At 74.1% G+C, this 26,110-nt stretch carries 27 protein-coding genes; 9 read left to right on the top strand and 18 right to left on the bottom strand.

The genetic code is table 11. The features are described 5' to 3' along the window. Positions 1–174: 174 nt before the first annotated feature. Positions 175–486 (top strand): DUF6296 family protein, encoded by a 312-nt coding sequence (locus ACZ47G_RS22510; RefSeq protein WP_465745265.1) that lies wholly within the window; start codon positions 175–177, stop codon positions 484–486. Positions 487–507: 21 nt separating this feature from the next. On the opposite strand, the gene ACZ47G_RS22505 is transcribed toward ACZ47G_RS22510, so the two are convergent. From ACZ47G_RS22505 to ACZ47G_RS22480, 6 genes are all read right to left on the bottom strand, one after another. Further along, positions 508–1,068, bottom strand: a complete 561-nt coding sequence (locus ACZ47G_RS22505; protein WP_465745263.1) for a DUF2165 domain-containing protein — start codon at positions 1,066–1,068, stop codon at positions 508–510. Positions 1,069–1,117: 49 nt separating this feature from the next. Further along, a complete protein-coding gene (locus tag ACZ47G_RS22500; RefSeq protein ID WP_465745261.1) occupies positions 1,118–2,563 on the bottom strand; it encodes an amidase in 1,446 nt (481 codons plus the stop codon). After that, positions 2,550–2,759 carry a hypothetical protein gene (locus tag ACZ47G_RS22495; protein WP_465745259.1) on the bottom strand — a complete coding sequence of 70 codons (210 nt, stop codon included), beginning with the start codon at positions 2,757–2,759 and terminating at the stop codon, positions 2,550–2,552. The genes ACZ47G_RS22500 and ACZ47G_RS22495 overlap by 14 nt, the downstream gene beginning before the upstream one ends. Before the next feature lie 103 nt (positions 2,760–2,862). Then, positions 2,863–3,819, bottom strand: a complete 957-nt coding sequence (locus ACZ47G_RS22490) for an MBL fold metallo-hydrolase (protein ID WP_465745257.1) — start codon at positions 3,817–3,819, stop codon at positions 2,863–2,865. A gap of 76 nt (positions 3,820–3,895) precedes the next feature. Beyond that, positions 3,896–4,480: a TetR/AcrR family transcriptional regulator gene (locus ACZ47G_RS22485; protein ID WP_465745255.1), complete on the bottom strand. Its 585-nt coding sequence runs from the start codon at positions 4,478–4,480 to the stop codon at positions 3,896–3,898. Between the two features lie 71 nt (positions 4,481–4,551). After that, positions 4,552–5,331, bottom strand: a complete 780-nt coding sequence (locus tag ACZ47G_RS22480; RefSeq protein ID WP_465745253.1) for an SDR family oxidoreductase — start codon at positions 5,329–5,331, stop codon at positions 4,552–4,554. A 376-nt stretch (positions 5,332–5,707) separates the two neighbouring features. Between ACZ47G_RS22480 and ACZ47G_RS22475 the strand changes: the two genes are divergently transcribed. Then, a complete protein-coding gene (locus ACZ47G_RS22475; protein ID WP_465745251.1) occupies positions 5,708–6,751 on the top strand; it encodes a terpene synthase family protein in 1,044 nt (347 codons plus the stop codon). Between the two features lie 491 nt (positions 6,752–7,242). Then, positions 7,243–7,593 (top strand): beta/gamma crystallin domain-containing protein, encoded by a 351-nt coding sequence (locus tag ACZ47G_RS22470; protein WP_465745249.1) that lies wholly within the window; start codon positions 7,243–7,245, stop codon positions 7,591–7,593. 111 nt (positions 7,594–7,704) lie between these two features. Here ACZ47G_RS22470 and ACZ47G_RS22465 read toward each other — a convergent pair whose 3' ends face one another. Further along, entirely contained in the window at positions 7,705–8,502 is a 798-nt protein-coding gene (locus tag ACZ47G_RS22465; RefSeq protein WP_465745247.1) for an alpha/beta fold hydrolase, read from the bottom strand. 60 nt (positions 8,503–8,562) lie between these two features. Between ACZ47G_RS22465 and ACZ47G_RS22460 the strand changes: the two genes are divergently transcribed. After that, complete coding sequence (locus ACZ47G_RS22460) at positions 8,563–8,982, top strand: MarR family winged helix-turn-helix transcriptional regulator (protein ID WP_465745245.1); 420 nt, start codon at positions 8,563–8,565, stop codon at positions 8,980–8,982. Between the two features lie 67 nt (positions 8,983–9,049). Here ACZ47G_RS22460 and ACZ47G_RS22455 read toward each other — a convergent pair whose 3' ends face one another. Further along, positions 9,050–10,114, bottom strand: a complete 1,065-nt coding sequence (locus tag ACZ47G_RS22455) for an aldo/keto reductase (RefSeq protein WP_465745243.1) — start codon at positions 10,112–10,114, stop codon at positions 9,050–9,052. Positions 10,115–10,231: 117 nt separating this feature from the next. Here ACZ47G_RS22455 and ACZ47G_RS22450 point away from each other — a divergent pair, with 117 nt between their 5' ends. Together ACZ47G_RS22450 and ACZ47G_RS22445 are read left to right on the top strand one after the other, a co-directional pair. After that, a complete protein-coding gene (locus ACZ47G_RS22450; RefSeq protein ID WP_465745241.1) occupies positions 10,232–11,065 on the top strand; it encodes a helix-turn-helix transcriptional regulator in 834 nt (277 codons plus the stop codon). Positions 11,066–11,230: 165 nt separating this feature from the next. Beyond that, on the top strand, positions 11,231–12,139 hold the full coding sequence (locus ACZ47G_RS22445; RefSeq protein WP_465745239.1) for a DUF4232 domain-containing protein: 909 nt from the start codon (positions 11,231–11,233) through the stop codon (positions 12,137–12,139). A gap of 39 nt (positions 12,140–12,178) precedes the next feature. On the opposite strand, the gene ACZ47G_RS22440 is transcribed toward ACZ47G_RS22445, so the two are convergent. From ACZ47G_RS22440 to ACZ47G_RS22410, 7 genes are all read right to left on the bottom strand, one after another. Next, positions 12,179–13,258, bottom strand: a complete 1,080-nt coding sequence (locus tag ACZ47G_RS22440; RefSeq protein ID WP_465745237.1) for an alcohol dehydrogenase catalytic domain-containing protein — start codon at positions 13,256–13,258, stop codon at positions 12,179–12,181. Positions 13,259–13,267: 9 nt separating this feature from the next. Continuing rightward, positions 13,268–14,083, bottom strand: a complete 816-nt coding sequence (locus ACZ47G_RS22435) for a sugar phosphate isomerase/epimerase family protein (protein ID WP_465745235.1) — start codon at positions 14,081–14,083, stop codon at positions 13,268–13,270. Continuing rightward, entirely contained in the window at positions 14,080–14,868 is a 789-nt protein-coding gene (locus ACZ47G_RS22430; RefSeq protein ID WP_465745233.1) for an SDR family NAD(P)-dependent oxidoreductase, read from the bottom strand. Before ACZ47G_RS22430 ends, ACZ47G_RS22435 begins: the two co-directional genes overlap by 4 nt. Further along, positions 14,865–16,151: an alcohol dehydrogenase catalytic domain-containing protein gene (locus ACZ47G_RS22425; RefSeq protein WP_465745231.1), complete on the bottom strand. Its 1,287-nt coding sequence runs from the start codon at positions 16,149–16,151 to the stop codon at positions 14,865–14,867. The genes ACZ47G_RS22430 and ACZ47G_RS22425 overlap by 4 nt, the downstream gene beginning before the upstream one ends. After that, positions 16,148–17,266 carry an ROK family protein gene (locus ACZ47G_RS22420; RefSeq protein ID WP_465745229.1) on the bottom strand — a complete coding sequence of 373 codons (1,119 nt, stop codon included), beginning with the start codon at positions 17,264–17,266 and terminating at the stop codon, positions 16,148–16,150. The genes ACZ47G_RS22425 and ACZ47G_RS22420 overlap by 4 nt, the downstream gene beginning before the upstream one ends. Continuing rightward, a complete protein-coding gene (locus ACZ47G_RS22415; protein ID WP_465745227.1) occupies positions 17,263–18,486 on the bottom strand; it encodes a sedoheptulose 7-phosphate cyclase in 1,224 nt (407 codons plus the stop codon). Before ACZ47G_RS22415 ends, ACZ47G_RS22420 begins: the two co-directional genes overlap by 4 nt. 364 nt (positions 18,487–18,850) lie before the next feature. Beyond that, on the bottom strand, positions 18,851–19,309 hold the full coding sequence (locus tag ACZ47G_RS22410; RefSeq protein WP_465745225.1) for a MarR family transcriptional regulator: 459 nt from the start codon (positions 19,307–19,309) through the stop codon (positions 18,851–18,853). A 194-nt stretch (positions 19,310–19,503) separates the two neighbouring features. On the opposite strand from ACZ47G_RS22410, the gene ACZ47G_RS22405 reads away from it, so the two are divergent. From ACZ47G_RS22405 to ACZ47G_RS22395, 3 genes are all read left to right on the top strand, one after another. Next, a complete protein-coding gene (locus tag ACZ47G_RS22405; RefSeq protein ID WP_465745223.1) occupies positions 19,504–20,760 on the top strand; it encodes an MFS transporter in 1,257 nt (418 codons plus the stop codon). A gap of 211 nt (positions 20,761–20,971) precedes the next feature. Further along, positions 20,972–22,150: a transposase gene (locus tag ACZ47G_RS22400; protein WP_465745221.1), complete on the top strand. Its 1,179-nt coding sequence runs from the start codon at positions 20,972–20,974 to the stop codon at positions 22,148–22,150. Between the two features lie 137 nt (positions 22,151–22,287). Next, the gene (locus tag ACZ47G_RS22395; protein WP_465745219.1) at positions 22,288–23,391 is read left to right on the top strand and encodes an FAD-dependent monooxygenase; all 1,104 of its coding nucleotides are present in this window, start codon (positions 22,288–22,290) and stop codon (positions 23,389–23,391) included. Between the two features lie 88 nt (positions 23,392–23,479). Here the strand turns inward: ACZ47G_RS22395 and ACZ47G_RS22390 are convergent, their stop codons facing one another. The 3 genes from ACZ47G_RS22390 to ACZ47G_RS22380 are packed head-to-tail and all read right to left on the bottom strand — an operon-like array spanning position 23,480 to position 26,061. Continuing rightward, complete coding sequence (locus ACZ47G_RS22390; protein WP_465745217.1) at positions 23,480–24,718, bottom strand: hypothetical protein; 1,239 nt, start codon at positions 24,716–24,718, stop codon at positions 23,480–23,482. Continuing rightward, complete coding sequence (locus tag ACZ47G_RS22385; RefSeq protein WP_465745215.1) at positions 24,708–25,301, bottom strand: SigE family RNA polymerase sigma factor; 594 nt, start codon at positions 25,299–25,301, stop codon at positions 24,708–24,710. The genes ACZ47G_RS22390 and ACZ47G_RS22385 overlap by 11 nt, the downstream gene beginning before the upstream one ends. Before the next feature lie 55 nt (positions 25,302–25,356). Then, the gene (locus ACZ47G_RS22380) at positions 25,357–26,061 is read right to left on the bottom strand and encodes a phosphatase PAP2 family protein (RefSeq protein ID WP_465745213.1); all 705 of its coding nucleotides are present in this window, start codon (positions 26,059–26,061) and stop codon (positions 25,357–25,359) included. Between the last annotated feature and the right edge of the window lie 49 nt (positions 26,062–26,110).

Genomic DNA, 26,110 nt, shown 5'->3' with positions numbered 1-26,110 from the left:
TCCGGGGTGTGGAGTCGGCGGGGCCGGGTAGGCGCGATGGGTGATCCCCGATCCCGGGCGGCTGCCACGGGCATCCGCCGAATGGCGTCATGACGCCTACCGTTCGTGTACGACGGCCCTGGTCCGGAGGAGAATCGACGATACGGGCGGGGAGTTCCGACCAGGAGGCCGGCCATGAAGAGCCTTGAACGCCGCTACGCGGTGACCCTGCCCGGGCCGATCGGCGGCCACGCGCCGCCGACCGTCGTGGTGGTGTACGCCACCGACGCTCTGGGGCCCGGCGGCGGGCCGGTCTGGGTGAGCCTCGACGGCGACCTCCGGGTGGAGATCACCGGCGAGGTGGCCACCGTCCTGACGGCTCCGGACCCGGCACCGGGCGGTGCCCCGCTCCACCCCTGTCTGCACGCCGTGCCGCTGCCCGACCGGGCCGTGTCGGCGTCCGACCGGGCGGGGCCGACGTCCGACCGGGCCGTGCCGACGGCGTGAGCGCGGCCGGTGCGGTTGCCCTCACTCCGACGGGGTGGCCGCCTCCGACGGGGTGGCCGCGCGGTGCGGCAGGTGCACCACCACCAGGGCCAGCCCCGCCAGGGTGACGTTGCGGATCGCCGCGTCCAGGCCGTTCCACGCCTTCGACTGCCACATGGCGAACCACTCGCCGCCGATCCCGATGAAACCGGCCCCGAAGAGCAGCAGCATCAGCAGCAGGCCGAGGCTGCTGAGCCGGCGCGCCAGCTCCGGCCGCAGCCACCAGGCGAGCGCCCCCGCCGTCAGCACCACGGCGCTCAGCGCCTCCCAGGCGATGATCGCGACGTACGCCGCGTTCTGCAGGCCCGGGGAGGTGACGGAGCGCCACATCAGGTCCCGGTCCCGGAAGGTGGTGTCCATCGCCAGCACGTGCTGGACGAACTGCTGGTTGGTGCCGAAGTCCGTGACGTTCCCGAAGACCACGAGCAGCAGGTAGAGCGCGTTCACCCCGGTGAGCACGGCCGCCGCCGCGGGTAGGGTGCCGAACGCGAGCAGACGGTCGCGGGTGGAGGGGCGCGGGCTTGCGGGGCGGGTGGTCAGCATGCGGAACAGGCTAGCGCCTGAGGAGAGTTGGCCGGCGGTGCCGACTCGCTCAGGCCGGTAGTGCGCGGGCCGGCCGGGTCTGCTCGTAGGCGTGGCCGACCCGCAGCAGGGTGGGCTCGCCGAGGGGCCGGCCGAGCAGCTGCAGGCCGATCGGCAGGCCCGCCGCGTCGAGGCCGGCCGGGACGGTGAGGGCGGGCGCTCCGGTGATGTTGGCGGGGGCGCAGAGGCGGACATAGGCGTCGGAGACGTCCTCGACCGTGCCGTCGGGCCAGCTGAGCGTCGTCTCGTCGGCCCTGACCGCGGTCATCGGGACGCTCGGGGCGGCGATCACGTCGACCTCCTCCAGCATCCGGGCCCACTCGGCGCGCATGAGCGTGCGGGCGCGCTGGGCGCGCAGGTAGTCGCCGGCGCTCATCAACTCGCTCGCCTCCAGGAGGATCCGGACGTCGTCCTGGTACAGCTCGGGGACGGCGCGCAGGCTGCCCTCGTGGTAGGCACCGGCCTCCGGCACCATCAGGCCCCAGTGGGTGGCGTGGATGTAGCGGGTCATCGGGATGTCGACCTCGACCAGCCGTGCGCCCAGGGCTTCCAACTGCCCGATGGCGTGCCGGACGGCGGCCTCCACCTGCGGATGGACGCGGTCGAAGTAGTAGGTGCGCGGCACGCCGACGCGTAGCCCCGTCAGGTCCGTTCCGGCGCCGGGCCGGTAGTGCGCGGCGGGGACGGCCAGCGAGGCGGGGTCCCGCGGATCGTGCCCGGCCAGTGCGGTCAGGACCAGGGCCGCGTCCTCGACGGTGCGGGTGAGCGGGCCGACGTGGTCCAGCGACCAGGACAGGGAGGTGACGCCGTGTCGGGGGACGAGGCCGTAGGTCGGCTTGAGGCCGACGACTCCGTTGAGCGCGGCGGGCACCCGGATCGACCCGCCGGTGTCGGTGCCCAGGGCGAAGGTCGCGGCGCCCGAGGCGACGGCGACCGCGGAGCCGCCGCTGGAGCCGCCGGCGATCCGGTCACGGTCCCAGGCGTTGCGGGTCTGCGGGGTGGTCAGGCCGAACGCGAACTCGTGGGTGTGGGTCTTGCCGAGCAGGATCGCGCCGGCCGCGCTCAGCCGCGCGGCGACCGTGCTGTCCGCCGTCGCGCGGTGGTCGGCGCGGACCCGGGAGCTGGCCGTGGTGGGCATCCCGTCGACGTCGATCAGGTCCTTGAGCGCCATCGGGATGCCGTGCAGCGGCCCCCGGTAACGGCCGTGCGCCGCTTCGTGTTCGGCCTCGGCCGCCGCCCGGCGGGCCTGCTCGGCGGTGACCGTGACGTAGGCGCCGAGGTGCGGCTCCGTCGCCTCGAGGCGTTCCAGGACGGAGTCGACCAGTTCGACGGGGGACAGTCGCCGGGCGCGGATCGCGTCCGCGGCGGCGGCGAGCGACAGTTCGTACGGCTGCCCGTACGGCTGCTCGTACGGCTGCTCGTACGGCTGGTCAGACGGCTGGTCAGACGGCGGCATGGTGCGTCTCCGGTGCGGGGTGGTAGGTGGCGGCGGGCGGGACGTCCGCGAAGTCCAGCTCGCGCAGGACCGAGACGACGCTGTGGATGTGGTTGGCGACCGCGGCGACTGTCGCGTGGCGCTCGGCTGGGAGCACGAGTCCGGCGCGGGCGGCCCAGCGGGCTGCCTCGGGTGGGGTGAGGTCGGCGGCAGGCATGGTTGGTGCTCCTTCTCGGGCGATGGTGGCGAGACCGGGGGTGGCGCGGTCGGAGGGTGGCGCGGTCCGAGGGCGACCGAGCCGGGGCAGCGTCGCTGGGTGATCAGGCGGCGGTCGGGATCTCGGCGGCGGGCTCGGCGAGCAGCCGGTAGCGGCCGTCCTCCCGGCGGACGGTGCCGGCCGTGGGCCGCGGGAAGTGGGTGCCCAGGAGCAGGGCGTCGGTGTCGGCCAGGGCGTCGAGCAGCCGGGCGCGGGTGCGGACCGCCTGGGCCGGGTCGGTGTCGACGCAGCTGCTCACCTGGGGGTGGGAGAGCTGCACGGGGTGGTGGATGCTGTCGCCGGTGATCAGCGCCCGGCGGTCGCCGCCGCGCAGTTCCACCGCGACCTGGCCCGGGGTGTGGCCCGGGGCGGGGACGAGCAGGACGCCCGGCGCGACCTCGTGCCCCTGCTCGGGCACGGCCACGGCGTCGTACTGCCCGGCGTCGCGGACGGGGTGCACGGAGTCGCGGAACATCTGGGTGCGGGCCTCGTCCAGGTCGGTGGCGGCCCAGTGGTCCCATTCGGTGCGGCTGGTGAGGTAGCGGGCGTTGGGGAAGGTGGGCGCCCAGTCCCGGCCGGTGAGGCGGGTGTTCCAGCCGACGTGGTCGGTGTGCAGGTGCGTGGTGATCACCAGGTCCACGGACTCGGGCGGGAAGCCGGCCGCCGTCAGGCGCTCCAGGAAGTCGGTGTCCAGGCCGTGCCAGGCCGGATTGGCGCGCGGTTTGGCGTTCCCGATGCCGGTGTCCACGACGATCCGCAGCCCGCCGGCCTCCACCGCGAAGCTGTGACTCGCCAGACGGGGGACGTCGGCGTCGGCGAAGTCGGGGCGCAGCCACGGCGCCTGGTCCAGTACGTCCCTGGTGGCGTCCGGCAGCAGCCAGGGGCCGGTCTGCCGGGGCAGTTCGAGCTCGTCGACGCGGTGTACGGCGATGTCGCCGAGGAGCCATCCCGTGCTGGTTGCCGGGGTTGCGGGGGTTGCGGGGGTGGCCGGGCGGGACGGTGGGGCGGTGACGCTGGTCATGGAAGCACCTCTGAGCCTTAAGGCGAATGCTTTGCGTTAAGCACTCTAAGGACCCGAGGTTCCCAAACGCAAATGTTTAGCTTTTAGGTGCGAGGGGAGGCGCGGCGCGGCCGAGCGCCGCCGCGACCAGGTGGTCGGTGTAGGCCCTGGACAGCTCCGAGGAGCGGAACAGGATCCGGTACATCAGCGGGGCGACGACGACGTCCAGCAGGGTCTCCACGTCCGGCACGGCCTCCCCCCGCCCGGCCGCGCGCACCCCGACGGCCTTCAACTGCTCGGCGGCGTAGTCGGAGCAGCGGGCCGCGTTGCCCTGCTCCGGGTCGCCCAGCAGGGCGTCCCGGATGTAGGTGCGGCCCGCCGTCGACGACATCTCCTCGGCGAACTGCACGGCCCACGCCTCCAGGTCAGCCCGCAGGCTGCCGTGGTCGGCCGGCGGGGCGTCGGGGCGCAACCGCTCGACGGCCACGTCCGACAGCAGTTCCCGCAGGTCACCCCAGCGCCGGTAGACGGTCGACGGCGTCACCCCCGCGCGGGCCGCGATCAGCGGCACGGTGAGCGCCTCCCGCCCCAGCTCCGCCCCCAGCTCACGGACGGCCTGGTGCACGGACTGCTGGACGCGGGCGCTGCGCCCGCCGGGGCGTGTGGTCACTCGGGAACTCATGCACCCAGCTTAATGCGAAGAAGTTGCGTCTGGCGGAGCGGGCAGCTGGGACACCCCGGGGGGAGGGGTGCTCAGGCTGGCGGGATCGGGCCGAGGTAGGTGCCGCCGGAGACGTCGACGGTCTGGCCGGTCACCCAGCGGCCCTGGGGGCCCGCCAGGAAACCGACGACGTCCGCGACGTCCTCGGGCTCGCCGATCCGGCCCAGCGCGGTGATCGACTCCAGTCCGGCCATCGCCACCGGGGCGCTCGTCCACTCGGAGGTCATGTCGGTGAGGATCACCCCCGGGTTGACGGTGTTGACGGTGATCCCGCGCCGGCCGAGCTCGTTGGCGAGCGGCGCGGCGAGGGCCGCCAGCGCCGTCTTGCTGACGGTGTAGCCGATCTGGAGCGGGGAGCCGATCCGGGTGGCCGCCGAGGCCACGTTCACGATCCGCCCGCCGTCCCGCAGCAGCGGCAGGGACCGTTGGATCACGAAGAGCGGCGCGCGCACGTTGATCGCCATCACCCGGTCGAACTCCTCCTCGGTGATCTGCCCGATCGAACCGGCCAGGTGGACGCCCGCGTTGTTGACCAAGATGTCCAGGCCGTCCTCGCCGTGCACCGCCAGCCCGGCGGCGAGGCCCTCGAACAGTCGGTCCAACCCGTCGCTCCCGCCGAACCGGGCCCGCACCGCGAACGCCCGGCCGCCGGCCTTGGCGATCAGCCCCACGGTCTCGGCGGCGGCCTCCTCGTCGCCGCCGTAGTGCACCGCGACCAGTGCGCCGTCGGCCGCGAGCCGCAGTGCGACCGCCCGTCCGATTCCGCGCGATCCGCCCGTCACCAGTGCCGTCCTGCCGTCCAGTTCGCCCATGCCCGCCACTTCCCTCGTGCGTCCGGTCGATGCCGCGACCGGTGCCGGGTCGTCGCGGCCCGGTGCCGGACGACCCCTCATGCATGCCCGGTGACGCGGGGCTGATGCCGCCGCCCGACTGCGGTGCCGAGCTGCGGTGCCGAGCTGCGGGGAGGTTCTGCCGGTGTTCAACTGCGGTGCGGCAGCAGTTCGTTGCCTCGGGTGCGGGCCGGTGTGGGCCGGTGCGGGCGGCGGGCGGCGGGCGGCGGCCGGCGGCCGCGGGCTGGGTGGATACCCGTACGGGTATCTGGCACGGCCCGCGCTGGACAGGGGGAACAAACTGTCGGAAGGTTCCACGGCCGCACTGCCGTCCCGACCAGACAGGAGCATGCGCGCCATGGACCAGATCACCCTTCCCGCCTTCCGGATGCCCTTCCCGGCCACCGGTGGCAATCCGCACCAGGACGAGGCGGGCTTACGCATGTGGGCCTGGGCCGAGGAGTTCGGCCTCTGTTCCTCGCCCGAGGTGCGCCGCCGGATGCTGCGCACCCAGTCCGAGCTGTGGTGCGCGCTGACCGACCCGACCGCCGAGGTGGGGCCGCTCGCGCTGCGCTGCCAGTGGACGTTCTGGGCGTTCGTCGTCGACGACGCCTTCGACGACGACGGCTGCGGCCAGGACCTCGCCCGCAGCCGAGCGGCCATCGACGAGCTGACCGGCGTCCTGATCGGCGGCCGCCGCCCCACCAGCCCGGCGGCGCTCGCCCTGGCCGACCTGTGGCGGCGCACCCGGGCCGGCCGCTCGCCGTCCTGGCACCAGACCTTCCGCGAGGACGTCACCGCCTGGCTGTGGACGTACTGGCGCGAGGCCGTGGAACGCGCCGCCGGCCACACCCCGCTCCCCGAGGACTACCTCACCCACCGCCGGCACTCGATCGGCATGGGGATGTTCCTGGACCTCTTCGAGACCCCGCCGGCCATCGACCTGCCCGACCACGTGCGCCGCCTGCCCGCACTGGTCGCCCTGCGCGGCGCGGTCGTCGACCACATCGCCCTCTACAACGACATCTGCTCGGCCCGGAAGGAGGGCGCGGCCGGCTACTACCACAACGCCGTCTTCGTGCTGCGCCACCACCAGGGCGGGACGGTCCAGGAGGCCGTCACCCGGGTCGACGACCTGCGGGCCGCCTGCGTCGAACGGGCCGTCAGCGCCGAGCGGCAACTGCCCGCGCAACTGGCCGCCGCCGGCGCCACCCAGCCGATCCGCGCCGCCGTCCAGCTCTACGCCGAGCACCACCGCTCCCTGCTGCGCGGCGACTTCGAGTACCACGCCCGCGCCGAGCGCTACCGGCCGGACCCGGAGGCGGTGCCCGTGCCGACCGGTGCGACCGGTGCGACCGGTGCGGCGGGGGCTACCGGGGTGGACGTCTTCACTCCCCGGTAGCCGGCGCGAGGCTGCGCCGAGCGGAGCGGAGGATAGATCGTGCGCCCACCGGACGCCTCCCGCGCCGTCCGGTCCCGGCCGGATCCACCCACCGCCGTCCGACCGCTGTCCGACCGCCGTCCGGCCTCCGCACGCTCGCCGTAGGTGGGCCGGTCGGCGGACGGTGGTTGAGGCGTCGTCCCAGCTCAGCGCGGGGCGAGTGGGACGGGCGCCGCCACTGGGAGCGGTGGTTCGGATGGTTCGCGGGGTGGCCACCCGCGCCCCGTCCGCATCAGCGGACCCACTCCGCACGGGCGGCCCGGAGGGATCCGACCGACAAGTGGTCGGTCCACGATGGATTCGATTGACCCGTCCGGCGGGCACGGTGAGTCTGGTCGGGCACGACGCATCCGGAAGCGGACCGCGGAGTGCATTCCCGATTCGGCATTCGATGCGATCCGAATGACTCGAATGACTCGATCGACTCGCATGAATTCGACTGAGGAGAATCCGTGTTCTCGAAGACGAAGAAGATCGTGAGCTCCCTGACCGCCGCGCTCGCCGCGGCGGCCGCCTTCACCGTGGCCGTGCCGTCCAACGCCTACGCCATCGACCACATCGAGTGCAGGGGCGGGGAGAACTACCTGAAGATCTGGTCGCACAGCGACGGCAGGAACAGCGTGGACTGCTACGCGAACGCCGGGCGGATGTCCTTCGGCAACTGGTGGGTCGACCGCATCTCCACCGGTAACAACGACCTGATCTACTACGACGCCAACGGGGACTCGGTCAAGATCCCGCGCTGGACCGACATCTCGTACCCGAACCGTCCCCCGCAGGTCAAGGACATCGAAATCCTCTGACCTTACGGGGGGCCAGCCGCTCACCCCCCCGCCGCAGGGCCGAGGCCGGCCGCGTCCAACCAGGGCGCGCCCGGCCGCTGCCGTGCCGTGGCGCCGTACGCCGTCGGGCCCTCAGGCGGAGGATCCGGCGCGGGTGCCGGTGCGGCGGAGGTGGGCGTCGATCAGGGCGTGGGTGGCTTCGGGCTGTTCGATCTGCGGGAGGTGGCCGGCCTCCGGGATGATCTCGAGCCGGCCGTTGCCGAAGGCCTCGGCGTACGCGGCGCCGTAGGCGGGTGTGACGATGCGGTCGGCGGCGCCCCAGAGCAGGAGGGCGGGTGCCTGGACGCGGCCGAGCCGGCTCAGCAGCTCGGGGTCGTGCATGTAGGGGTCGCCGGCCAGGAGGCGCATGGTCGCGGCGTTGGCCTGCCGGCGCGCGAGTTCGTCGGCGGGGAGGCCGGCGGGGTCGAGGTAGTACCGGTCCGGGTCGTGCCAGGAGTGCTCCACGAGGCCGCGGGCGTCGAGGCCGAAGTGGTCGGTGATCGGCTCCCCCTCGATCCGTACGCCGACGGCGTCGATCAGGACGAGGCCGGTGATGATGCCGGCGTCGTCCCGGACGGCCATCTCCGCGGCCGTCCAGCCCCCGAGCGAGGAGCCGATGACGAGGACGTCGCGCAGTCCGCGGTCGTGGAGGTGGTGGAGGTAGACGCGGGCGAGGTCGGCTATGCCGGTGAGCCAGGCGGGGCGGTGGGTGCCGTCCCAGCCGGGGTGCACCGGGGTGATGGTGTGGGTGTGGCCGGAGAGGTGTCGGGCGAGTCCGGCGACGGTGGCGGGGCCGCCGCCTCCGTGCAGGATGAGGACCGGCCTGCCCGCTCCGGCCTCGGTGAGGGTGAGGGGCAGGTCCGCGTACGGGGCTGTGGTGTTCGAGGTCATGCCCCCAGAGTAACTAAGGATGTTTATATAAGCTAGTTTGGATTGGCGTAGACTCGACCCATGCATGATGAGCTGCAAGAACTCGGCCGAGCGGTCAAGCAGGCCCAGTACCGTCAGCACCGGGCGCTCGACAGCGCGCTCTCGGCCGCCGGTACGACACTGGCGCAGTGGGACGCCCTGCGGGCGATCAGCCGCTCCCCCGGGGCTTCGGGGCGCGAGTTGGCCGCGGCGACGTTCCAGACCGAGCAGGCCTTCGGCACGCTCGTCGGCCGCCTCACCGCCCAGGGCCTGGTCGAGCGCCGGCCGGGACACGGCCGGCGCATCGAGCACCACCTCACGCCTGCGGGCGAGCAGCTGCTGACGGTCGGCCACCGGGTCGCCGACGAGGTGCTCGCCTCGTGCTTCGCCGCCCTGCCCGACGCGGACCGCGCGACCCTGCTCGGCCTCCTGCGGCGTCTCGCCGAGGAGCAGGACGCCTGAGGGCCGGCTCAGGCGGTGGCCCGCTGGGCGGGGCGGCGGTAGTGCTGCCCCGGGGCTCGATCGGGTATCAGCGGCGGGTTTCGACCTTCATGTCGCCGTGGGTCACCGCGCGCATCCTGTCGCCGGCGAGCAAGTCGTGCGGGAAGCCGAGTTCGATCGCGCCGGCCTCGTCCAGGCGGGCCAGTTGGGAGGCGGTGAAGTCGACCTCCAGGGCACCCAGATTGTCCTCCAGCTGCGCGAGAGTGCGGGCGCCGATGAGCGATGCCGTCACATCCGGGTTCTGCAGGGTCCAGGCCAGCCCGACCTGGGCGGCTGTGCGGCCCAGCTCCGCGGCGACCTCCTTCACGACATCAGCGATGTCCAAGTTGCGTTCGGTGAGCGCGCCGTTGGCGATATTGAAGTTCTTACGGGTCTCGTCGTCGACCGCGGTGTTCGTCGCGGTCAGGTCGTCGCGGCTGTACTTGCCGGTGAGCACCCCGCCGGCGAGTGGCGAGTACGGCACCACGCCCAACCCCATCTCGCGTGCCATCGGGATCAGGTCACGTTCCCCGGTGCGCTCGATCAGGTTGTATTCGATCTGCAGGGCGACCAGCGGCGACCAGCCGCGCAGGTCGGCGATCGCCTGCATGCGCGACACCTGCCAGGCCGGGGCGTTGGAGATCGCCACGTACAGGACCTTGCCCTGCCGGACCAGATCGTCCAGGCCACGCAGGATCTCCTCGACCGGTGTCGTGAAGTCCCACACGTGCAGGTAGAGCAGATCGATGTAGTCCGTGTTCAGCTGTCGCAGACTGGCTTCCACCGACGCGAACAGGCTCTTGCGGTGAGGGCCCCCGGAATTCGGGTCGCCGGGCCGGCGCAGCGTGGTGTATTTCGTTGCCAGCACCAGGCTTTCGCGGTTGTCGCGGGTGAATTCACCCAGCAGGCGCTCGGAGCTGCCATTGGTGTAGGTGCTGGCGGTGTCGACGAAGTTGCCGCCGCGCTCGACGTAGAGGTCGAACAGCTTGCGCGCCTCGTCCTGCTCGGCACCCCAGCCCCACTCGGTGCCGAAGGTCGCCGCGCCCAGCGCCAGCGGTGAGACCCGTAGCCCGGAGCGGCCCAGCAGCCGATAGGTGTCGAGGGTGAGCGACATCGTGTCCTCCTGTGCTTGTCATCCGTTGTCGAGAACAAGTCTGTGACCGCCGCGAGCCGGGGATAAGGGAAAGAAGTTCCTGGGAACACCAGTCCTACCCTGGCTGTTGGATCGAACATGACGACCCGCACCGTGGACACGACGAAGGAGCTGGCCGCGTTCCTGCGGACCCGGCGCGAGCGCCTGGACCCGAAGGACTTCGGCCTGGCGTCGCGTCAGCAGCCCCGGCGGACCCCGGGACTGCGTCGTGAAGAGGTCGCCGAACTGGCCGGGGTCAGCATCGACTACATCGTGCGGCTGGAACAGGCCCGGGGACTGCGGCCCTCGGTGAACGTGGTGGAGGCATTGGCCCGGGCGCTGCGCCTGGCCCCCGACGAACGCGCCTACCTCTTCGACCTGGCCCAGCAGCGCCCGCGCAACGCCGACAAGCCCGCCACCACCGCAGCGCCCCCGCTGGCCCGGCTGGTCGCCGACCTGTCGCCGCTGCCGGCCCTGCTGATGAACCACCGTTACGACATCCTGGCCTGGAACGGCGAAATGGCGAGGCTGTTGCTGGATTTCGACACCCTGCCGCCGTCGCAACGCAATGCCATGTGGCTGTGCCTGGTGCACCCGGAAATACGCGAGTTCTATGTCGACCGCGAGCGCGTCGTGCGGGAGGGAATCGCCCATCTTCGCGCAGCGTGGGCCGCACACCCGGAGGACCAGGCGTTGACCGACCTCATCACCGAATGCACCACCGGTAACGAGGAATTCGCGCGTTTGTGGGCCGAGCGGGACGTGAAGGTCAACGGCCGCGGGCACAAGGTGATGCGGCATCCGGACGCAGGTGTGATCGCCGTGGACTTCGAAGTACTCATGCCACTCCAAGATCCGGACCAGCGGTTGATGATCTGCCGCGCCGCGGACGATGAGAGCCGGTCGGCACTGAACCGGTTGTGCTCACGGTGACGTCGAGCCCTCGGCTGTCCGTGGCGACGCCGAGGCCAGGTTGCGCGTCGCCTCGGCGGTGCGGCCGGGAGCGCGGTCCCTCCGTGGTCGGAGTGTTGCCGGGCTGTTGCAGGGGGAGTGGCGTGGGTCACGGTGGGGCGGGGTGGTTCGTGGTCGGATGGCCGGATGGGTGACTTCGAGAGGGCCGGGGCGTCGCGGGTGCGGCGGGGGGTGGCCGGGGTGGCGGCCGGGATGCTGCTGGTGGGGTGCGGGAGCCAGGTGGTGGGGGCGGCCGGGGGGCCTTCGGCGTCCGGGAGTGCCGGGCCGTGCGGGGTGGTGTCGGCCTCGCCGACGGCGGTGGCGGAGGACGGGGTGCGGATCACGGCGGTGAACCAGGCGTGCGCCGCGTACGAGGTGACCAACGGGGGTGGCGAGGAGTCGGACATCACGGTGGTGTTCAGCCGGACCGGGGCGTCCGGGGGCGCGATGGAGAACGTGACCAGGACGGTGGAGGGGCTGGCGCCGGGGGCGACCGAGCAGGGGCGGGTCGAACTGGACCGGACCGCCCCGGGGTTGAAGGTCCTCAAGGTGCGCCGCGTGCCGAGCGCCGAGGCGTCGCGGGCGGGCGGTCCGTGCCCGGCCTCCGGGGTGCGGGTGAGCGTGGACGACGGGGACGCGGCGATGGGGCTGCGGGTGGTCGGGCTGCACCTGCGCAACTGCGGGACGGCCACGGTGACCGTCAACGGCTACCCGGAGCTGCAACTGCTCGACCTGGCGCACCAACCGGTGGACGGGGTGCGGATCCTGCGCGGCGGTGCCCAGATCGCGAGCGGGACCGGCGCGGACGAGCCGCCGCGGGCGATCGCGCTGGAGCCGGGGGAGGGCGCCCGCAGCTCGCTGGTGTGGCGCAACACCAGCGAGGCGGGAGCGGGCGACCCGGTGAACGCCCCGTACGTCCGGGTGCGCGTCGCGCCGGGGGCCGCGCCCGTGATGGTCGTTCCGGAACTGGACCTGGGCACCACCGGGCGGCTGGGGGTCGGCGCCTGGGTCGGGGACGACGGGCAGCCGCCGGTGACCAGGCCTCCGGTGGGTTGATCGGCCCACCGGAGGGGTGATCGGCCCACCGGAGGGTGATCAGCCCACCGGCGCGAGGTCGATGATCACCTTGCCGGGGAAGTCCGTCACCTCCGCCGCGATGTCCGTGATCTGCCGGGGGAAGGCCGCCAGGCCGATCCGGTGGGAGGTCAGCTTCTCCAGCGGGAAGGCGTGCGGGTGTCGCGCGCGCAGCCGGAAGCCCTCCTCGTAGTCCTCGCGGTGGCAGCCGTAGGCGCCCGCGATGCGCAGCCGCTTGCCGTGGTGCTCGACCGGCTCGATCAGTTCCCGGCGGCGGATGGTGTCGACGTCGGCCCGGCCGGGCGGGAAGGTGTCGCCCTTGCGGGTGCCGCCGTACACGAGCAGGACGGCGCCGTCGGCGGCCAGGTCGGCGGCGGTGTCCAGGAGTTCGGTGGTGGCGATGGTGGGGGCGACGATCACGAGGTCGAACCGCCCCCGGTGCCGCTCGGCCCGGGCGTCGGTGAGCGGGTGGATCTCGTCCTCGGCGAGCAGGCCCTGCTGCTGGGCGAAGGCGCGGCGGGCCTCGCCGCGGTTGAAGACGGCGAGTGAGGCGGCGCCCAGGTGCCGGGCGTACAGGGCGAAGGTCAGCCCGGCGCAGCCGGCGCCGAGGACCGCGACGCGTCGCCCCCGGAGGTCGGCGAGGTCGGTCAGTTGGAGGAGCTTGCGCAGCGCGTGCACGATGCAGGCGAAGGGCTCGGGCATCCAGACGTCCGCCCGGATGTCCGCCTCGGGGACGCGCACCACGGCCTGGTCCAGCTGGGCCTCGGTGCCGTGGACGAAGACGTACTCGGCGAAGCCGGTGGTGCGGGTGGGGGTGATGTTGGGGTTGAGGGTGACGAGTTCGCCCTCCCGGAAGCCGGTGCGGGCGCCGGCGAAGGCGACGGTGCCGACGAGTTCGTGGCCGAAGAGCGGGCCGCGGTCCTCCGGGACGTCGCGCGAGCCGAGGATCTCCTTGGCGTCGGCGCGGCAGATCCCCAGGTGGCTGGGCTTGATGAGGACGGTGTCGGCGCGCAGCGCGTCGTGCGGGAAGGGACGGGCGCCGAGGCTCACCACGCCGTCCCGGAGGGTGGTCGTGACGTACTCGGCCGGGAGGTTCGGCACTTCGGCTCCTCAGGGGTGCGAGGCGGATGCGTGGAGGGTGCGGGCGCGGTGGAGGTCCTGGGCGAGGCGGGCGGGGTCGCCGTCGCGGTAGTCGTTCTCCAGGACCAGCGCCTCGGGGGTGAACCCGTGCGCGGCGAGGGCGGCGAGCGCCTCCCGGACGGGGCCCTCCCCGTCGCCGAGGAGGCCCTGGGTGACGCTGCCGCCGGTGCCGTCCTTGAGGTGCACCTGGGGCGCGAGCCAGGGGTGGACGGCCTCGATCAGGGCCACCGCGTCGACCCCGGCGACCCGGGGGTTGTAGGTGTCCAGCAGCAGCCGGAAGCCGTCCGCCGCGACCCGCTCGACCAGGTCGCGGGCGCGTGGCGGGTCGAGGTCGTTCTCGTTGGCCAGCAGCAGTCCGCGGGCCCCGGCCTCCGCCGTCGCCCAGGCCAGTACGGTGGCCGTCCGCGCCAGCTCCGGGCGGTCGGTGATGGCGCTGCGGCGGAAACTCGGCACGAAGGCCAGCGGTGCGCCGAGGGCCTGGGCGGCGTCCAGCACCCGGATCAGCACGCGGCGGGCCCGCAGCGCGTCCTGACTGCCGGTCGGGGCGTGCAGCCCGATGTCGTTGAGGGCGTTGCCGGCCACGGCGAGCGGACGCACCCCGTGGCGGGCGCAGGCGTCCAGGATCCGTTCGAGGGTGCCCGGCGCGTCGAGCCACGGCCCCCGGCCGGGGCCGCCGAGGTCGAGCTGGAGGCCGTCGGCCCCCGCCCGGTGGGCCAGTTCGACGGCGTCGACGGGGCCTCCGGGCAGCCGCCAGCCGGCCGGTCCGAACAGCGGGGCGGCGGTCACGAGCCGGCGCCGGCGGGGACGGGGCGGCTCTGGGAGACCGGCAGCCGCTCGCTCACCGGGGACCAGCCGCCCTCGGCGTCGACCACCAGGTGGGCGCCGTGCAGTCCGGCCCCGGCCGTCGCGGCCAGCTCCCGGGCGAGCGGGGCGAAGCTCGCCGGGCGCATGTAGGCGCTGTAGTCGAAGCCGTCGGGGCGCCGGCGTCGGATGCCGGGGGTGTCGACCATGCCGGCGGGCAGGGCCTGGACGATCCGCAGGGCCTCGGTGCCGGGCGCCCCGGGGCGCTCCTCCTGGGCGACGGAGTCGAGCAGGGCCGCGGCGGCGGCCTTGGTGGCGGCGTAGCCGGAGCGCCCCGGGCCGGCGTTGTAGACCACCTCGGAGGAGACCCCGAGGAAGACCCCGGGGCGGTCGGTGCGGCGCAGCGCGGGGACGGTCCAGGAGAGGGTCAGCCACAGGCCGTTGAGGTTGACGTCGAGCTGGCGGCGCCACTCGGCCTCGGTGCACTCCCGGAAGAGGGTCCGCCGGTCGCCGTAGTGGACCGCCGAGTAGCAGACGGCGTGCAGCGGTTCGGCGGCGGCGAGCGAGAGGTGCTCGGCGACCCGGTCGGGGTCGGTGAGGTCGGTGGCCGCCCAGCGCAGCCGCTCGGCCCCGGGCCCGGCGGGCCGGGAGCGGCTGAGCACCGTGACGTCGAGCCCCTCGGCGGCCCAGGCGTCGGCGACGCCCCGGCCGATGCCGGTGGACCCGCCGACCACCAGGGCGCGGCGGCGGTTGCGGTCAGGTGCGGTCACGAGGTCTCCAGGGGTGTGGGCGGCGCCGGGGCGAAGCGCACCGCGAGTTTGACGAGCCGGCGCCCGGCGACGGCGCGCCCGCCGCCGGCGGCCAGGCCGGTCATGATCCGGGCGGCCTCGGCGGGGTCGACGACATGGGTCACCAGGTCGCGGTAGCTCTCCGGTCGGTGGCACAACTCGGCCGCCGCCTCGGCGAGGTGGTGGTTGCCGACGCCGCGCTGGCCGGTCAGCCGGACCGGCCGGCCGTCGGCGGTGCGCGCGGTGGTGAAGGCGTACGGGACGGGCTGCCCGGCGCAGTTGGCGGCCCGGACGGCGGCCAGGTCGACGCCGGGCAGGTCGGGACTGGCGGCGCCGGGCGGGAGGCCGCCGAACAGGCTGACGGTCAGCTCGCCGGTCAGCTCGCCGGTCGGTTCGGCGGTCGGTTCGGCGGTCGGTGCACCGGTCGGGTCGCCGGTCGGGTCGCCGGTCCTCAGCCGCAGGGCGGCGGCGAGCGCGTCCAAGCTGGCGTCGCGCGGCGTGGCGAGCAGGGCCGCGATCGGCCCGGGGAGCGCCGGGGGCGCCGCGCCGAGCGTCAACTCGACGCCGGGGACCGCCTGTTGGGTGCTCCAGGCGAGCCCGGCCGGGGTGTGGTGGACGAGCACGACGCGGAGGTCTGCGCCGAGCCGCTGCCGGGCGGCCCGGACGGCGAGCTGCCCGATCGTCCCGTCGCCGTGGACCACCAGGGTGCGCGGGCGGGCGGTGGCCAGCAGGTCGAGGGCGTAGCGGACGGCGGCCAGCGGCTCGATCAGGGCGCCGAGCACCGGGTCGGGTGACCGCTCCAGCGGCACCACCAGACCGCCCCGAACGGCTGTCGCGGGGATCAGGGTGCGCTCCTGCAGCAGGCCGTCGACGGTGTGCCCGAGCAGGAAGGACGAGTCGGACCGGTGGGTCGGGTTGACCACCACGGGGGTGCCCGGGCGGCGCAGGGCGGCCGGGACGCCCGGACCGGCGGCGACCACCCGGGCGATGCCCTCGTGGCCGATCACCGGCGCCGGGTCGTCGCGCAGCCCGCGCAGCATCTGGATGTCGGTGCCGCACAGGCCGGCGACCTGGGTGGCGACCAGCAGTTCGCCGGGCGCGGGCCGCTGGGTGGGGCGCAGGCGCAGCCGTACGCCGCCCGGTTCGCGGACCAGTGCCCGGTGGCTGGGCGTCCGGTCGGTGGGGGGCCGGTCGGCGGGCGTCCGGTCGGTGCGGGTCTGCTCGGTGCGCGTCCGGTCGGCGGGGGTGGGCTCGGCCGCCGTCATGCCGGGACTCCGGCGCTGGCCGCGATCCCCGCCCCGGCGAGGCTGTCGGCCTCGCCGGGGCCGGTGACGGTGATCCGCCGCTCCAGCCAGTCGGGGGTGCGCTCGCTGGTCAGGTAGAGGCCCTCGCGGGTGAGGTGGCCCATCAGGGCGCGGCGGTAGTGGTGGCCGAGGCCGTGGACGACGCCGCCGGTGAGCACCACCTCGTCCAGCTCGGGGTCCAGGCAGAGCGCGGTGCGCAGCACGCCGGCGAGCGGGGCGGTCACGGCGTCGAGCAGTTCGGCGGCGAGCCCGTCCCCGGCTCGACCGGCGCGCTCGTCCGGGTCCGCGTGCTGCTCCGGGGCGACGTGCTGGTCCGGGCCGGCCTCCTCGTCCAGGGCCTGGCGCAGCGCCGTCTCGAAGCCCGTGCCGCCGGCCGTCAGCCGGCCGAGCCGGGAGGTCGCCCAGCGGGTCGGCTCCCGGCGGGCGAGGGCGTCGGCCATCCGGGCGATGCCGGGGCCGGAGGCGTAGGCGGCGAGGTGGCCGGGCCGGCCGCAGTCGCAGTCCAGCTCGATCGGGCGCCCGGCCAGTTCGGCGTGGACCGGCAGGTGGCCGATCTCGCCCTGGAGTCCGCAGCCGTCCACCGGGATCCGGCGTTGCCGCTGGTCGATCACCCGGCAGGCGATGCCCGAACTGACGGTGGCCAGCAGTACCTTGCGGTGGGCGCCGCGGTCGGCGGATGCGGCGGCGTGCAGCAGGGCGGCGGTGACGTCGTTGACGATGTGCCAGCGGACGTCGGCCCGGCGGGCGGTGAGGGCCGCCCGGAGGTCGTACGGCTCGCTGTGCTCGCCCCAGAGCGGGGCGGAGGCGTAGACCAGGCCGGAGCGGTGGTCGAGCGCGGCTCCGAAGGAGAGGCCGACGACGGGCTCGGGGGTGTGCGGCACGGCCTCGCACAGCTGCCGGACCATCATCTCCTGGAGTTCGGCGACGCCGGCCGCGGGGAAGCGCCGGAAGCTGGGGGAGGGGTGCGAGGTGCGGGCCCGCAGCTCCCCGTGGCGCAGCCAGGTGGCCCGGCGGATGTGGGTGCCGCCGACGTCGAAGACGGTGATGCCCTCGGGGGCGGCGGCGTCCGTGCTCATACCGCCGCGCCGACGAGTTCGGCCCGCGCGCCCGCCGTCCAGGAGCCGATGAACTCCAGCGCCCGGCCGAGTTCGTCCGGGGTGAGGTCGTTGGCGAAGACGACGGCACCGATGCCCCGGGTGAGTGGGACGCGCTGGAGGCCGTCGCGGTGCTTGACCGCGTCGGCGAGCGCCTCCTCCAGCAGCCCCTGGGTGAAGACCGGGTGGGCGATGGGCAGTTGGAAGCCCTGGAGGAGTCTCAGCGCTCGGTCGGTGTCGTGTGCGGAGAGGTGTCCGCGCAGGTGGGCGAGGGCGAGGCAGATGGCCATGTCGACGGCGACGGCCTCGCCGTGCAGCAGTGGCGGGTCGGCGCGCAGCTCCAGGGAGGGGCTGAAGGTGTGGCCGTAGTCGACGGAACGTTCCAGCACCTGCTCCCACAGGTTGGGTTCCAGTTCGTCGAGCATGCCGGAGATGGCCCGGGACATCACCTCGCTGACGGCCGAGCCGCAGCCGGCCAGGGTGTCGGGGGTGATGGCGCCGACGGTGGCCTCCAGCAGGTCGAACAGGACGGCGTCCTTGACCAGGGCCATCTTGATCACCTCGGCGATGCCGTTGGCGACGTGCCGGGGGTCGATGGTGCGCAGGAAGTGCGGGTCGATCAGGGCGAGTTCGGGCGCGAAGTAGGCGCCCAGGCGGTTCTTGTGGTGGCCGTGGTTGACGCCGGTCTTCACACCGATGCCGGCGTCGATCTGGCCGACCAGGGTGGTGGGGACGCGCAGGTAGGGCACGCCACGGCGGTACATGCTCGCCGCGAAGCCCACGATGTCCAGGACCACGCCGCCGCCGACGGCGACGACCTTCTCGGTGCGGCGCAGGATGCCCATCCGGGACATCGCCTCGGTGACCAGTACGGCCTGCTCCAGGGACTTCGCGTCCTCGTCGCCCTGGACGACCTGCCGGGTCGCGTCGATCTGCCAGTGGTCGAAGTACCGGGCGAAGCGCTCGCGGTAGAGGGTGTCGACGACGGAGTCGATGGCGAGCAGGCAGCGGACCGGGCGGCCCTGGCCGCCGCCGACGGCGCGGGCGAGGGCGGGGTTCTCGGGGTCGAGCAGCCCGCGCACCATGCTGACGGTGTAGGCGACGGGTTGGTCCGCGCGGACGTTCCAGTGCAGGCCGGGCGGCTTGGGGAGATCGGCGACCGGGTTCAGGCCGGTCGGGCGGGGAAGTGCGGTACCAGACATGACGAAACCTCCGTGAGCGTGCTCGAGCGGGGGAGTGTGCGGCATCGCCGTGGCCGGCGGGTGGCCCGGACGCCCGTCCGGGCGCGCCGCGGCGGCGCGGGGCAGGCGGGGGCCGGTGGGGTCGCTGCGGTCCGTGCGGGGCCGCGGCGGGGGGACGTGTCGGCCGGTCCGCCTGGTGGGATCGAACGCTAGTGCGCCATCCGTATGCATCGCAACGTGACAGCAGTCACATTGGATGCATTCAAATGCATATTTCTTGGCGGTTACCTGGCATGGACCCGCGTTGCGGGCGTGTGAACGGGCGTGAAGCGGCCCCGGTCGCGGATGGTGGACCGCGGCCGGGGCCGGTTCGGGGCGGCAGTGCTCAGTCCATCGGGACCGCGGGCGCGTAGCGCAGCCGGGCGACGAGCGAGGCGGTGGAGTCGTTCAGGGCGGCGGAGTCGAGGGCCTCGGCCAGCGCCTTGCGCAGGGTCTGCTCGGCGACCCCGGCCAGCCGCCGGCCGGCCTCGGTGACCTGCACGTCCACCCCGCGCTTGTCGTCCACGGCGCTGCGCCGCACCACCCACTCGGCGTCCTCCAGGCGGGCGGTCATCCGGCTGACCGCGGGCTGGTTGGCGCCGAGCGCCTTGACCAGGTCCGACATCCGCAGCGTGCCGTCCCGCTGCTCGGTGAGCGAGAGCAGGAGCAGCAGCTCGTTCATGGAGACCCCGTGGCCGCGGGTCAGTCGCCTGCCCGCGGTCGCGTTGACCTGCTCCATCAGCCGGGTGAGCTGCCGCCAGATGGCGATCTCGTCCCGTCCGCTCCCCGGTCCCCAAGTCTCCATATGACGCGGCCCCTCACTGAGTCCTTCGAGTCCTTCGAAACGTTGCGCGTGTCCGTTCGCCCTGTTGCCCAGCGTAACTCTTTGCGGCAGTTGACCACCCGGGCAGGTTCGTCCATTATCTCTATGCAATCGCATACATCATCCTCGCCGCCTTCCTCCTCCCCATTGCTTCCCTACGAAAGGCTTGGGCCGCCATGCCACTGCCCCTCCTGGCCCTGATGCTCGGAGTGTTCTGCGTCGGCACCGCCGAGGTCGTCATCGCGGGCATCCTGCCCGAGATGTCCGCCGACCTGGACGTGACCATCCCGACGGCCGGTCTGCTGGTCACCGGCTACGCGCTGGGGGTGACCATCGGGGGTCCGATCATCACGCTGCTGACCACCAAGTGGTCCCGCAAGGGCCTGCTGCTCGGTCTCATGGGCGTCTTCATCCTCGGCAACGTCATCGCCGTACTCGCCCCCAACTACCCGACGCTGATGGGTGCGCGGATCTTCACCTCGCTCAGCCACGGCACCTTCGCGGCCGTCGCCTGGCACGTCGCCGCGCTGATGTCCCCGCCGGACAAGCAGGCCACCGCCATGGCCAAGATCGCGCTCGGCTTCAACTTCGCCAATGTGCTCGGCTCTCCGATCGGCACCTTCATCGGACAGCACTTCGGCTGGCGCGCCACCTTCGGCTACGTCACCGCCTTCGCGGTGATCTGCCTGCTGCTCATCGTCAGGTTCGTGCCCCGCGCGCTGTCCACCGAGGGCGACGCGGGCGCGGAGGGCGCGCTCTCGCTGCGCGAACAGCTGAAGGTGTTCCGCCGGGGGAGTCTCCAACTCTCCATGCTGATCACCGTGCTGGCCCAGGGCGCGGTCTTCACCACCTCCACCTACCTGGCGCCGCTGCTGCGCGACATCGGCCACTTCGCGCCCGCCATGGTCGGCATCCTGCTGATCGTCTTCGGCATCGGCTCCGTCCTCGGTAACATCCTGGGCGGCCGGGCCGCCGACGCCAACGTGATGCGCGGCGTGCTGCGCGCCCAGAGCGCCCTGCTGGTCGCCCTGCTGGTGTTCTGGTTCGCCGCGCCCCACCAGATCCCCGCCGCGATCGCCCTGTTCCTGTTCGGGGCCGCGGGCTTCTCCATCATCCCGGCGCTCCAGGCGCGGATCCTCGCGGTGGCCGCCGCCGCGCCGGCCCTCGCCCTGTCCGCCAACGTGTCCGCGTTCAACCTGGGCAACGGGCTGGGAGCCTGGCTCGGCGGCGCCACCATCGACCTCGGCTACGACGCCCGGGCCGTCACCCTCACCGCCGCCCTCGCCACCGCGCTGGCGCTGGGGCTGTCGGTGGTGATGTGGGCGCGCGGCCGTCGGGAGGAGGCGCCGGTGGCCGGGGTCCCGTCGGTCGCGGAGCCGGACGCCGTCGGGGCGGTCGAGGCCGTCGATGCCGGGCTGGCCCGGAAGCCGTAACTCCCGTACGGTCGCGGGCCCGCCGCACCCGTTGCCGACCTGCCGGTGAGGGGTGCGGCGGCTCGCCAGGCCCGTCAGGCCCGTCAGGCCCGTCAGGCTCGCTGTGCCCGTCAGGCCCGCTGCGCCGCGCACCGTACGTACCGGGAGGACGAGTTTCGGCCAAGCCGGACGGAGCGGAAATAGGCCCGGTGGCGCGGCCGTTGCCGTTGGTGTGGATACGACCTTCATTCGGTCCGGGCAGTCCGACGCGCCGCGCCGGACTGCCCGGCAGACGCCCGGCCCGTCCGCCCTGACCGGCAGCTCCCACCTGACCGGCTCCTCCGCCCTGACCGGCAGTACCGTCCTGGACGAGCTGGCCGAGGTGCTCTTCGCCCCGCTGCCGCGCAGCGACCAGCGGGCCAAGGGCGCCCTCTACCTGCGCGGGCTGATCGCCGCCGAGGGCCGCAAGTCGATCCGGAACATCGCCGCGCAGGTCGGCGGCCCCGAACTCGCCCAGAGCCTGCACCACTTCATCGCCTCCTCCACCTGGGACTGGGAGCCGGTCAGCCGCGCGCTGCAGCGCCACGCCGACAACGAACTGCGGTTCACCGCCTGGGTGGTGAAGGCGATACCCGTCCCCAGGAAGGGCCGGCGGGCGATCGGGATGTGGGGGGTGGGCGGCGAGATCACCGTGCCCGTGAAGTGGAGCCTGCTGCCGCCGGGGGAGCGGGCGGCGGGCTGTGTGGCGACGGCGGCCCGGGTGTGCGACCCGAGCACGATCGGGCCCCGCCCGGTGGTGCTGGACATCCCGGGTGCCGACCTGCGGCCGGTCTTCGAGCGCTACGCCCGGGCCGGGGCACCGCTGTTGTCCGCCGTGTCCGCCGAACTGCCGGTGCTGGACCAGGGGGTGGGGCGCGGCGCCCGTCCGCTGCCCGCCGCCCGGGTGCTGCAACTGCACCGGATGCTGCGGCGGCCGGTGGAGTGGACGGACCCGGCGACCGGTGCCGTGCGCCGGAGCCTGGTCGGCGGCGTCCAGGTGGAGTGGGCCGGGCTCCCGCTGCTGCTGCTCGGCCAGTGGGACCCCGGGCGGGAGCAGCCGGTCGGGTGCTGGTTGACCAACCTGACGGCGACGCCGCTCGGAGTGCTGTTGCGGCTGACCACCTTCCCGCAGCGGGTGGAGCTGGACCACGCCGGGTCGGCCTCGCACGCCGGCGCCCTGGACGACTACGAGGGGCGCGGCTCCGACGGCTGGCACCGGCACATGACCCTGGCGGCGGCCGCGCACGTGGCCCAGGTGGTCGCTGCGGCGCGGGCCCGGGTCCGGCCGTGGACGCACTGCATGGTGTCGATGGAGCGGATGGGACAGACGGGACGGATGGGTCCGACGAGCCGGATGGGACGCGCGCTCTGAACACTGAGAAACGGACATTTCGGCACATGGCGCGGTTCAAACCTTCGACTTGGTTCTGTGTCACGTCCGTTGGAGGTTCTGACACAGGCGTCCTGACCGCGTCGCCCGGCCCGCCGCCCGGGAGCCATCATCGGACCATGCGAATTCTGGTTGCCGGCGGTGGAGTCAGCGGTCTGGCCTCGGCGGTCGCGCTGGGGGCGAGAGGCCATCACGTCCTCGTCCTGGAGCGGCGGCCGGTGCTCACCGAGGGCGGCGCGGGCGTCCGGCTGGCGCCGCCCGCGTTCCGGCTGCTGGACCGGCTCGGCGTCGGCGACGCCGTCCGGGACCGGTCGCTGGTCCTCGACGGGTTCCGCATCATGGACGGCGCCAGCGGCGAACTGGTCAGCTCGATCGCGTTGCCCGCCCGGCACGGCGACGGCCGGGCCACCCACGCGACCGCCCACCGGCTGGACGTGTACGAGCCGCTGCTGGAAGCCTGCTGGGAGCTGGAGGCCGTCCGGCTGTGCGCCGACAGCCGGGTGGTCGGCTACACCGAGCACGGCGAATCGGTGGTGGCCACCCTCGCCGACGGGCGCAGCGTCACCGGTGACGCCCTGATCCTCTCCGGCGCCGCCCGCTCCGTCGTCCGCCACGACCCGCGCTGGTCCGGCCGCGCCCCGCGGCCGCGGCTCGCCGTCTACCACACCGTCATCCCGATGGAGCTGGTGGCCGACCGTTGGCAGGACGGCGCGGCCACCTGCTGGGTGGGCGCCGAGTGGCACGTGGCGCACTACCCGCTGCCCGACTCCCGGTACCTGAGCCTCTCCGCGACCCGGCACCACCACGTCGGCGCGGACCTCGACGGCACCCGGGTGGACCTGGAACACGTCCTGGGAGCCTTCCCGGAGATCGGCTACGCCGCCCGCAACGTGCTGACCATGGGCCGCGACTGGCGGGCCTGGACGGTCCCCGACCGGGCCGCCGCCTCGGGCCGGGTCCGCGGCCGGGTCGCCCTGGTCGGCGAGAGCGCCGAACCGGCCGGCCCGCTGGAGGCCTCCGGCCTGCACCAGGCGCTGGAGGACGCCGTCGAACTGGGCGCGAGCTGGGACGCCTCGGAGGGCGACGCGCTGCGCTGGCTCGCCGACTTCGACGCCCGCCGGGACGCGGGCCCGGGCGCGGGCCGGGGCTCCGACCGAGACGCCGACCGAGACGCGGGCCGGGGGCCGGACGTCCCGGCGGGCTGCGGCTCCGCGCGGCGGTAGACCGGTCACGGCCCGCCCCCGCGCCGGTCACGGCCCGCCCCCGCCCTGGCCACGGCCCGTCCCCGCGCCGGGGACGGGCCTCCGCCGGTCAGGGGTGCCAGACCGGGGCGGTGGCGACGGCCTTCAGCCGGTCCACGTCGAGTGCCGGGTCGCCGGGCTCGAAGGTGTAGGCGTTCGGGCCGTTCCACTCGTTGATCCGCACCTGGCTGCCGTCCGGGTAGTACACGGCGGCCAGCCAGTGCAGCACCGGGTTGGTCGCCGTCTTCCCGTTGCCGAAGCGGTTGGTGACGACCAGCGAGCCGTCCGGCCGCTTCTCCCGGACCTCCAGCGGGGTCGGCAGGTTGCCGTCCATGGTCGCCAGCTCGTCCCGGCCGCGCTGGGACGGCGGGTCGACCGCGACGGTCAGCATGCTGGTGCGGCCCTCGAAGGTGACGGTCAGCGCGGCGTGCCCCGGGTCCTGGCCCTCGACCTTCGCCCCGGCGGGCAGCAGCGGGACGAGTTTCGCGAGCAGGTCGGCGTTCGACGGGCCGGTGGCCGTCGGCGCGGGGGAGTGGGCCGGCTTCGGGGCTCCCTCGGCCGGGGCGAGGGTGGCGAAGATCTGGTCCCAGACCGGGGAGGTCACCAGGTCGGTCAGCTGGGTGTCGTCGGAGACCGGCGGGCTCGGCCGGTTGGCGATGGCCGGCTGCCCGTTGTACTCGGTGAACCCGACCCGGCGCCCGTCCGGCGCCGCCCAGGTGACCCGCCACTCGCGGCCGCCCTGGGTGTTGGTGCTCCGCAGCTTGTCGATCACCAGCACGGAGCCGTCCGGCCGGACCGTCCGCTCGCAGGAGTCCTGGGGCGTCTGGAACCCGTCCATGCAGACCGCGGCCGCCTCGGGCGCCAGGTTGGTCCGCTCCGCGGAGAACCCGACGATGCTCGCCCCCGCCCCGTCGTCGAACAGCAGCGTCGCGCCGGTCCGGTGCCTGTCCACCTTCTTCGGCGGCGCGCTGTTGAGCTCCGTCACCGTGCCCTTCGGCAGCAGGCCGGTGAACAGCGCGACCGTCTCCCGCGGGTCCATCGTCGGCAGGCTCGGCCCCGGCGGACCGGTCGGCCCCACCAGGTCGAACCCGCCCGGCCCGGCGGCCGCGAGACCGCCCCCGGCCAGCACCAGCACCACCAGCGCGCTCGCGACGGCGGTGCGCCGGCGGCGGCGCCACCGCCGACCGTGCTGCTCGGCCCGGGCGGCCAGGGTGTGCCGCACCGGCTCGGGCGCCAGCTCGGCGGCCCCGCGCAGGGCACGGGCGAAGCCGTCCGCGAACTCGTCGGCGAACTCGTCGTCACTGGGCATGGCGCAGCACCGCCTTCTGCGGAGAGGGGTCGGGTCGGTCCGTTCCGGTCGAGTCGCCGAGGGCAGCGGCGAGGTCCTCGCCCAGCACCGTGCGCAGCCGGGCGAGCGCCCGGCGGCACCGGGTGCGCACGGCCGTGCCGCTCAACCGCAGCGCGGCGGCCGTCTCCTCGACGCTGCGGTCCTCCCAGAACCGCAGCACCAGCACCGCGCGGTCCGGCGCGGGGAGTTCGGCGAGCGCGCGCAGCAACGTCAGCCGCAGGGCCGGGTCCGGGTCGTGCACCCCGACCTCGGGAAACTCGTCGGTGACGCGCTCGGAGGCGCTGCGCTTGCGCCGGTAGGACAGAAAGGTGTTGACCAGCACGGTCTGGACGTAGCCACTGGGGTTCTCCAGCCGCGATATCTTCCGCCACTTGACGTACACCCGGCCGAGCGCCTCCTGCACCAGGTCCTCCGCGAGGTGGGCATCGCCACCGGTGAGCAGGAACGCCGTCCGCGACAGATGCCGCGCCCGCGAGGCGACGAACGCCGGAAACTCCGGCCAGGGCGGCTCGGCCTGGGCGCCCGCACTCGATTCTTGATCCATGTCCAGGTAACGCGGTGGGCCCGCCCTCATGTGACAGCCCGCCTGGTGGCATGCGTCACGGCCGCCGTCGGGGGTGCGTTGGCGCTGGTCCGGCTGCTGCCCTCGCCGCCGTGCCGAGGGCGAGCCAGCCGGCGGCGAGCAGCCAGCCGCCGAGGACGTCCAGCGGCCAGTGCACCCCGAGGTAGATCCGGCTGAGGCCGACCGCGACCGCGAACAGGACGGCCCCCGCGGCGGCGCCCCGGGCGGCCGTCGGTCGGGCGCGGGCGACGGCCAGGGCGAGCAGCCCGGCGCAGGCCGCCGCGGTGAAGGAGTGCCCGGACGGGAAGGAGAAGCCGGACGCGTCGGTCGCCCAGGTCGGCCGCGGCGGCCGGGGCCGGGCGAAGACGTGCATCAGCCCCAGGCGCACCAGTTGGCCGGCGATCAGCCACAGCACCGGCGCGAGGAACAGCGGTACGGCCAGGCGGCTCGCCCGCGGTACCGGCAGGGCCCGGACGGCGACGGCCCCGGCGGCCAGGGCGAGCAGGTACGGCACCACGGCGGCGCCGAGCGAGGTGACCACCACGGCCGCCGTCCGGGCCGCCGGCGGCCGGTGGGCGGCGCTCCAGTCGTTGGCGTCCCGTTCGAAGCCGTACGGCACCCAGCCGTGGTCGGCGAGCAGTGCCGCCAGGGCGGCGAACAGCAGCAGCGCGACGGCGGCCACCGCCGGCCACCGGCGTCGGGGCGCCGTCGGGCGGGCGTTCTGCGGGCTGGGGTGGTTCATCGGGTCGGGCGCCCTTCCTCGGAGCGGGGGTGTGGCACCCATGCTCGGG

This window comes from Kitasatospora sp. NPDC030952 (assembly GCF_055571335.1).
Note: the sequence above shows the minus strand (reverse complement) of the source record. Positions and strands in the feature narration are given on the sequence as shown.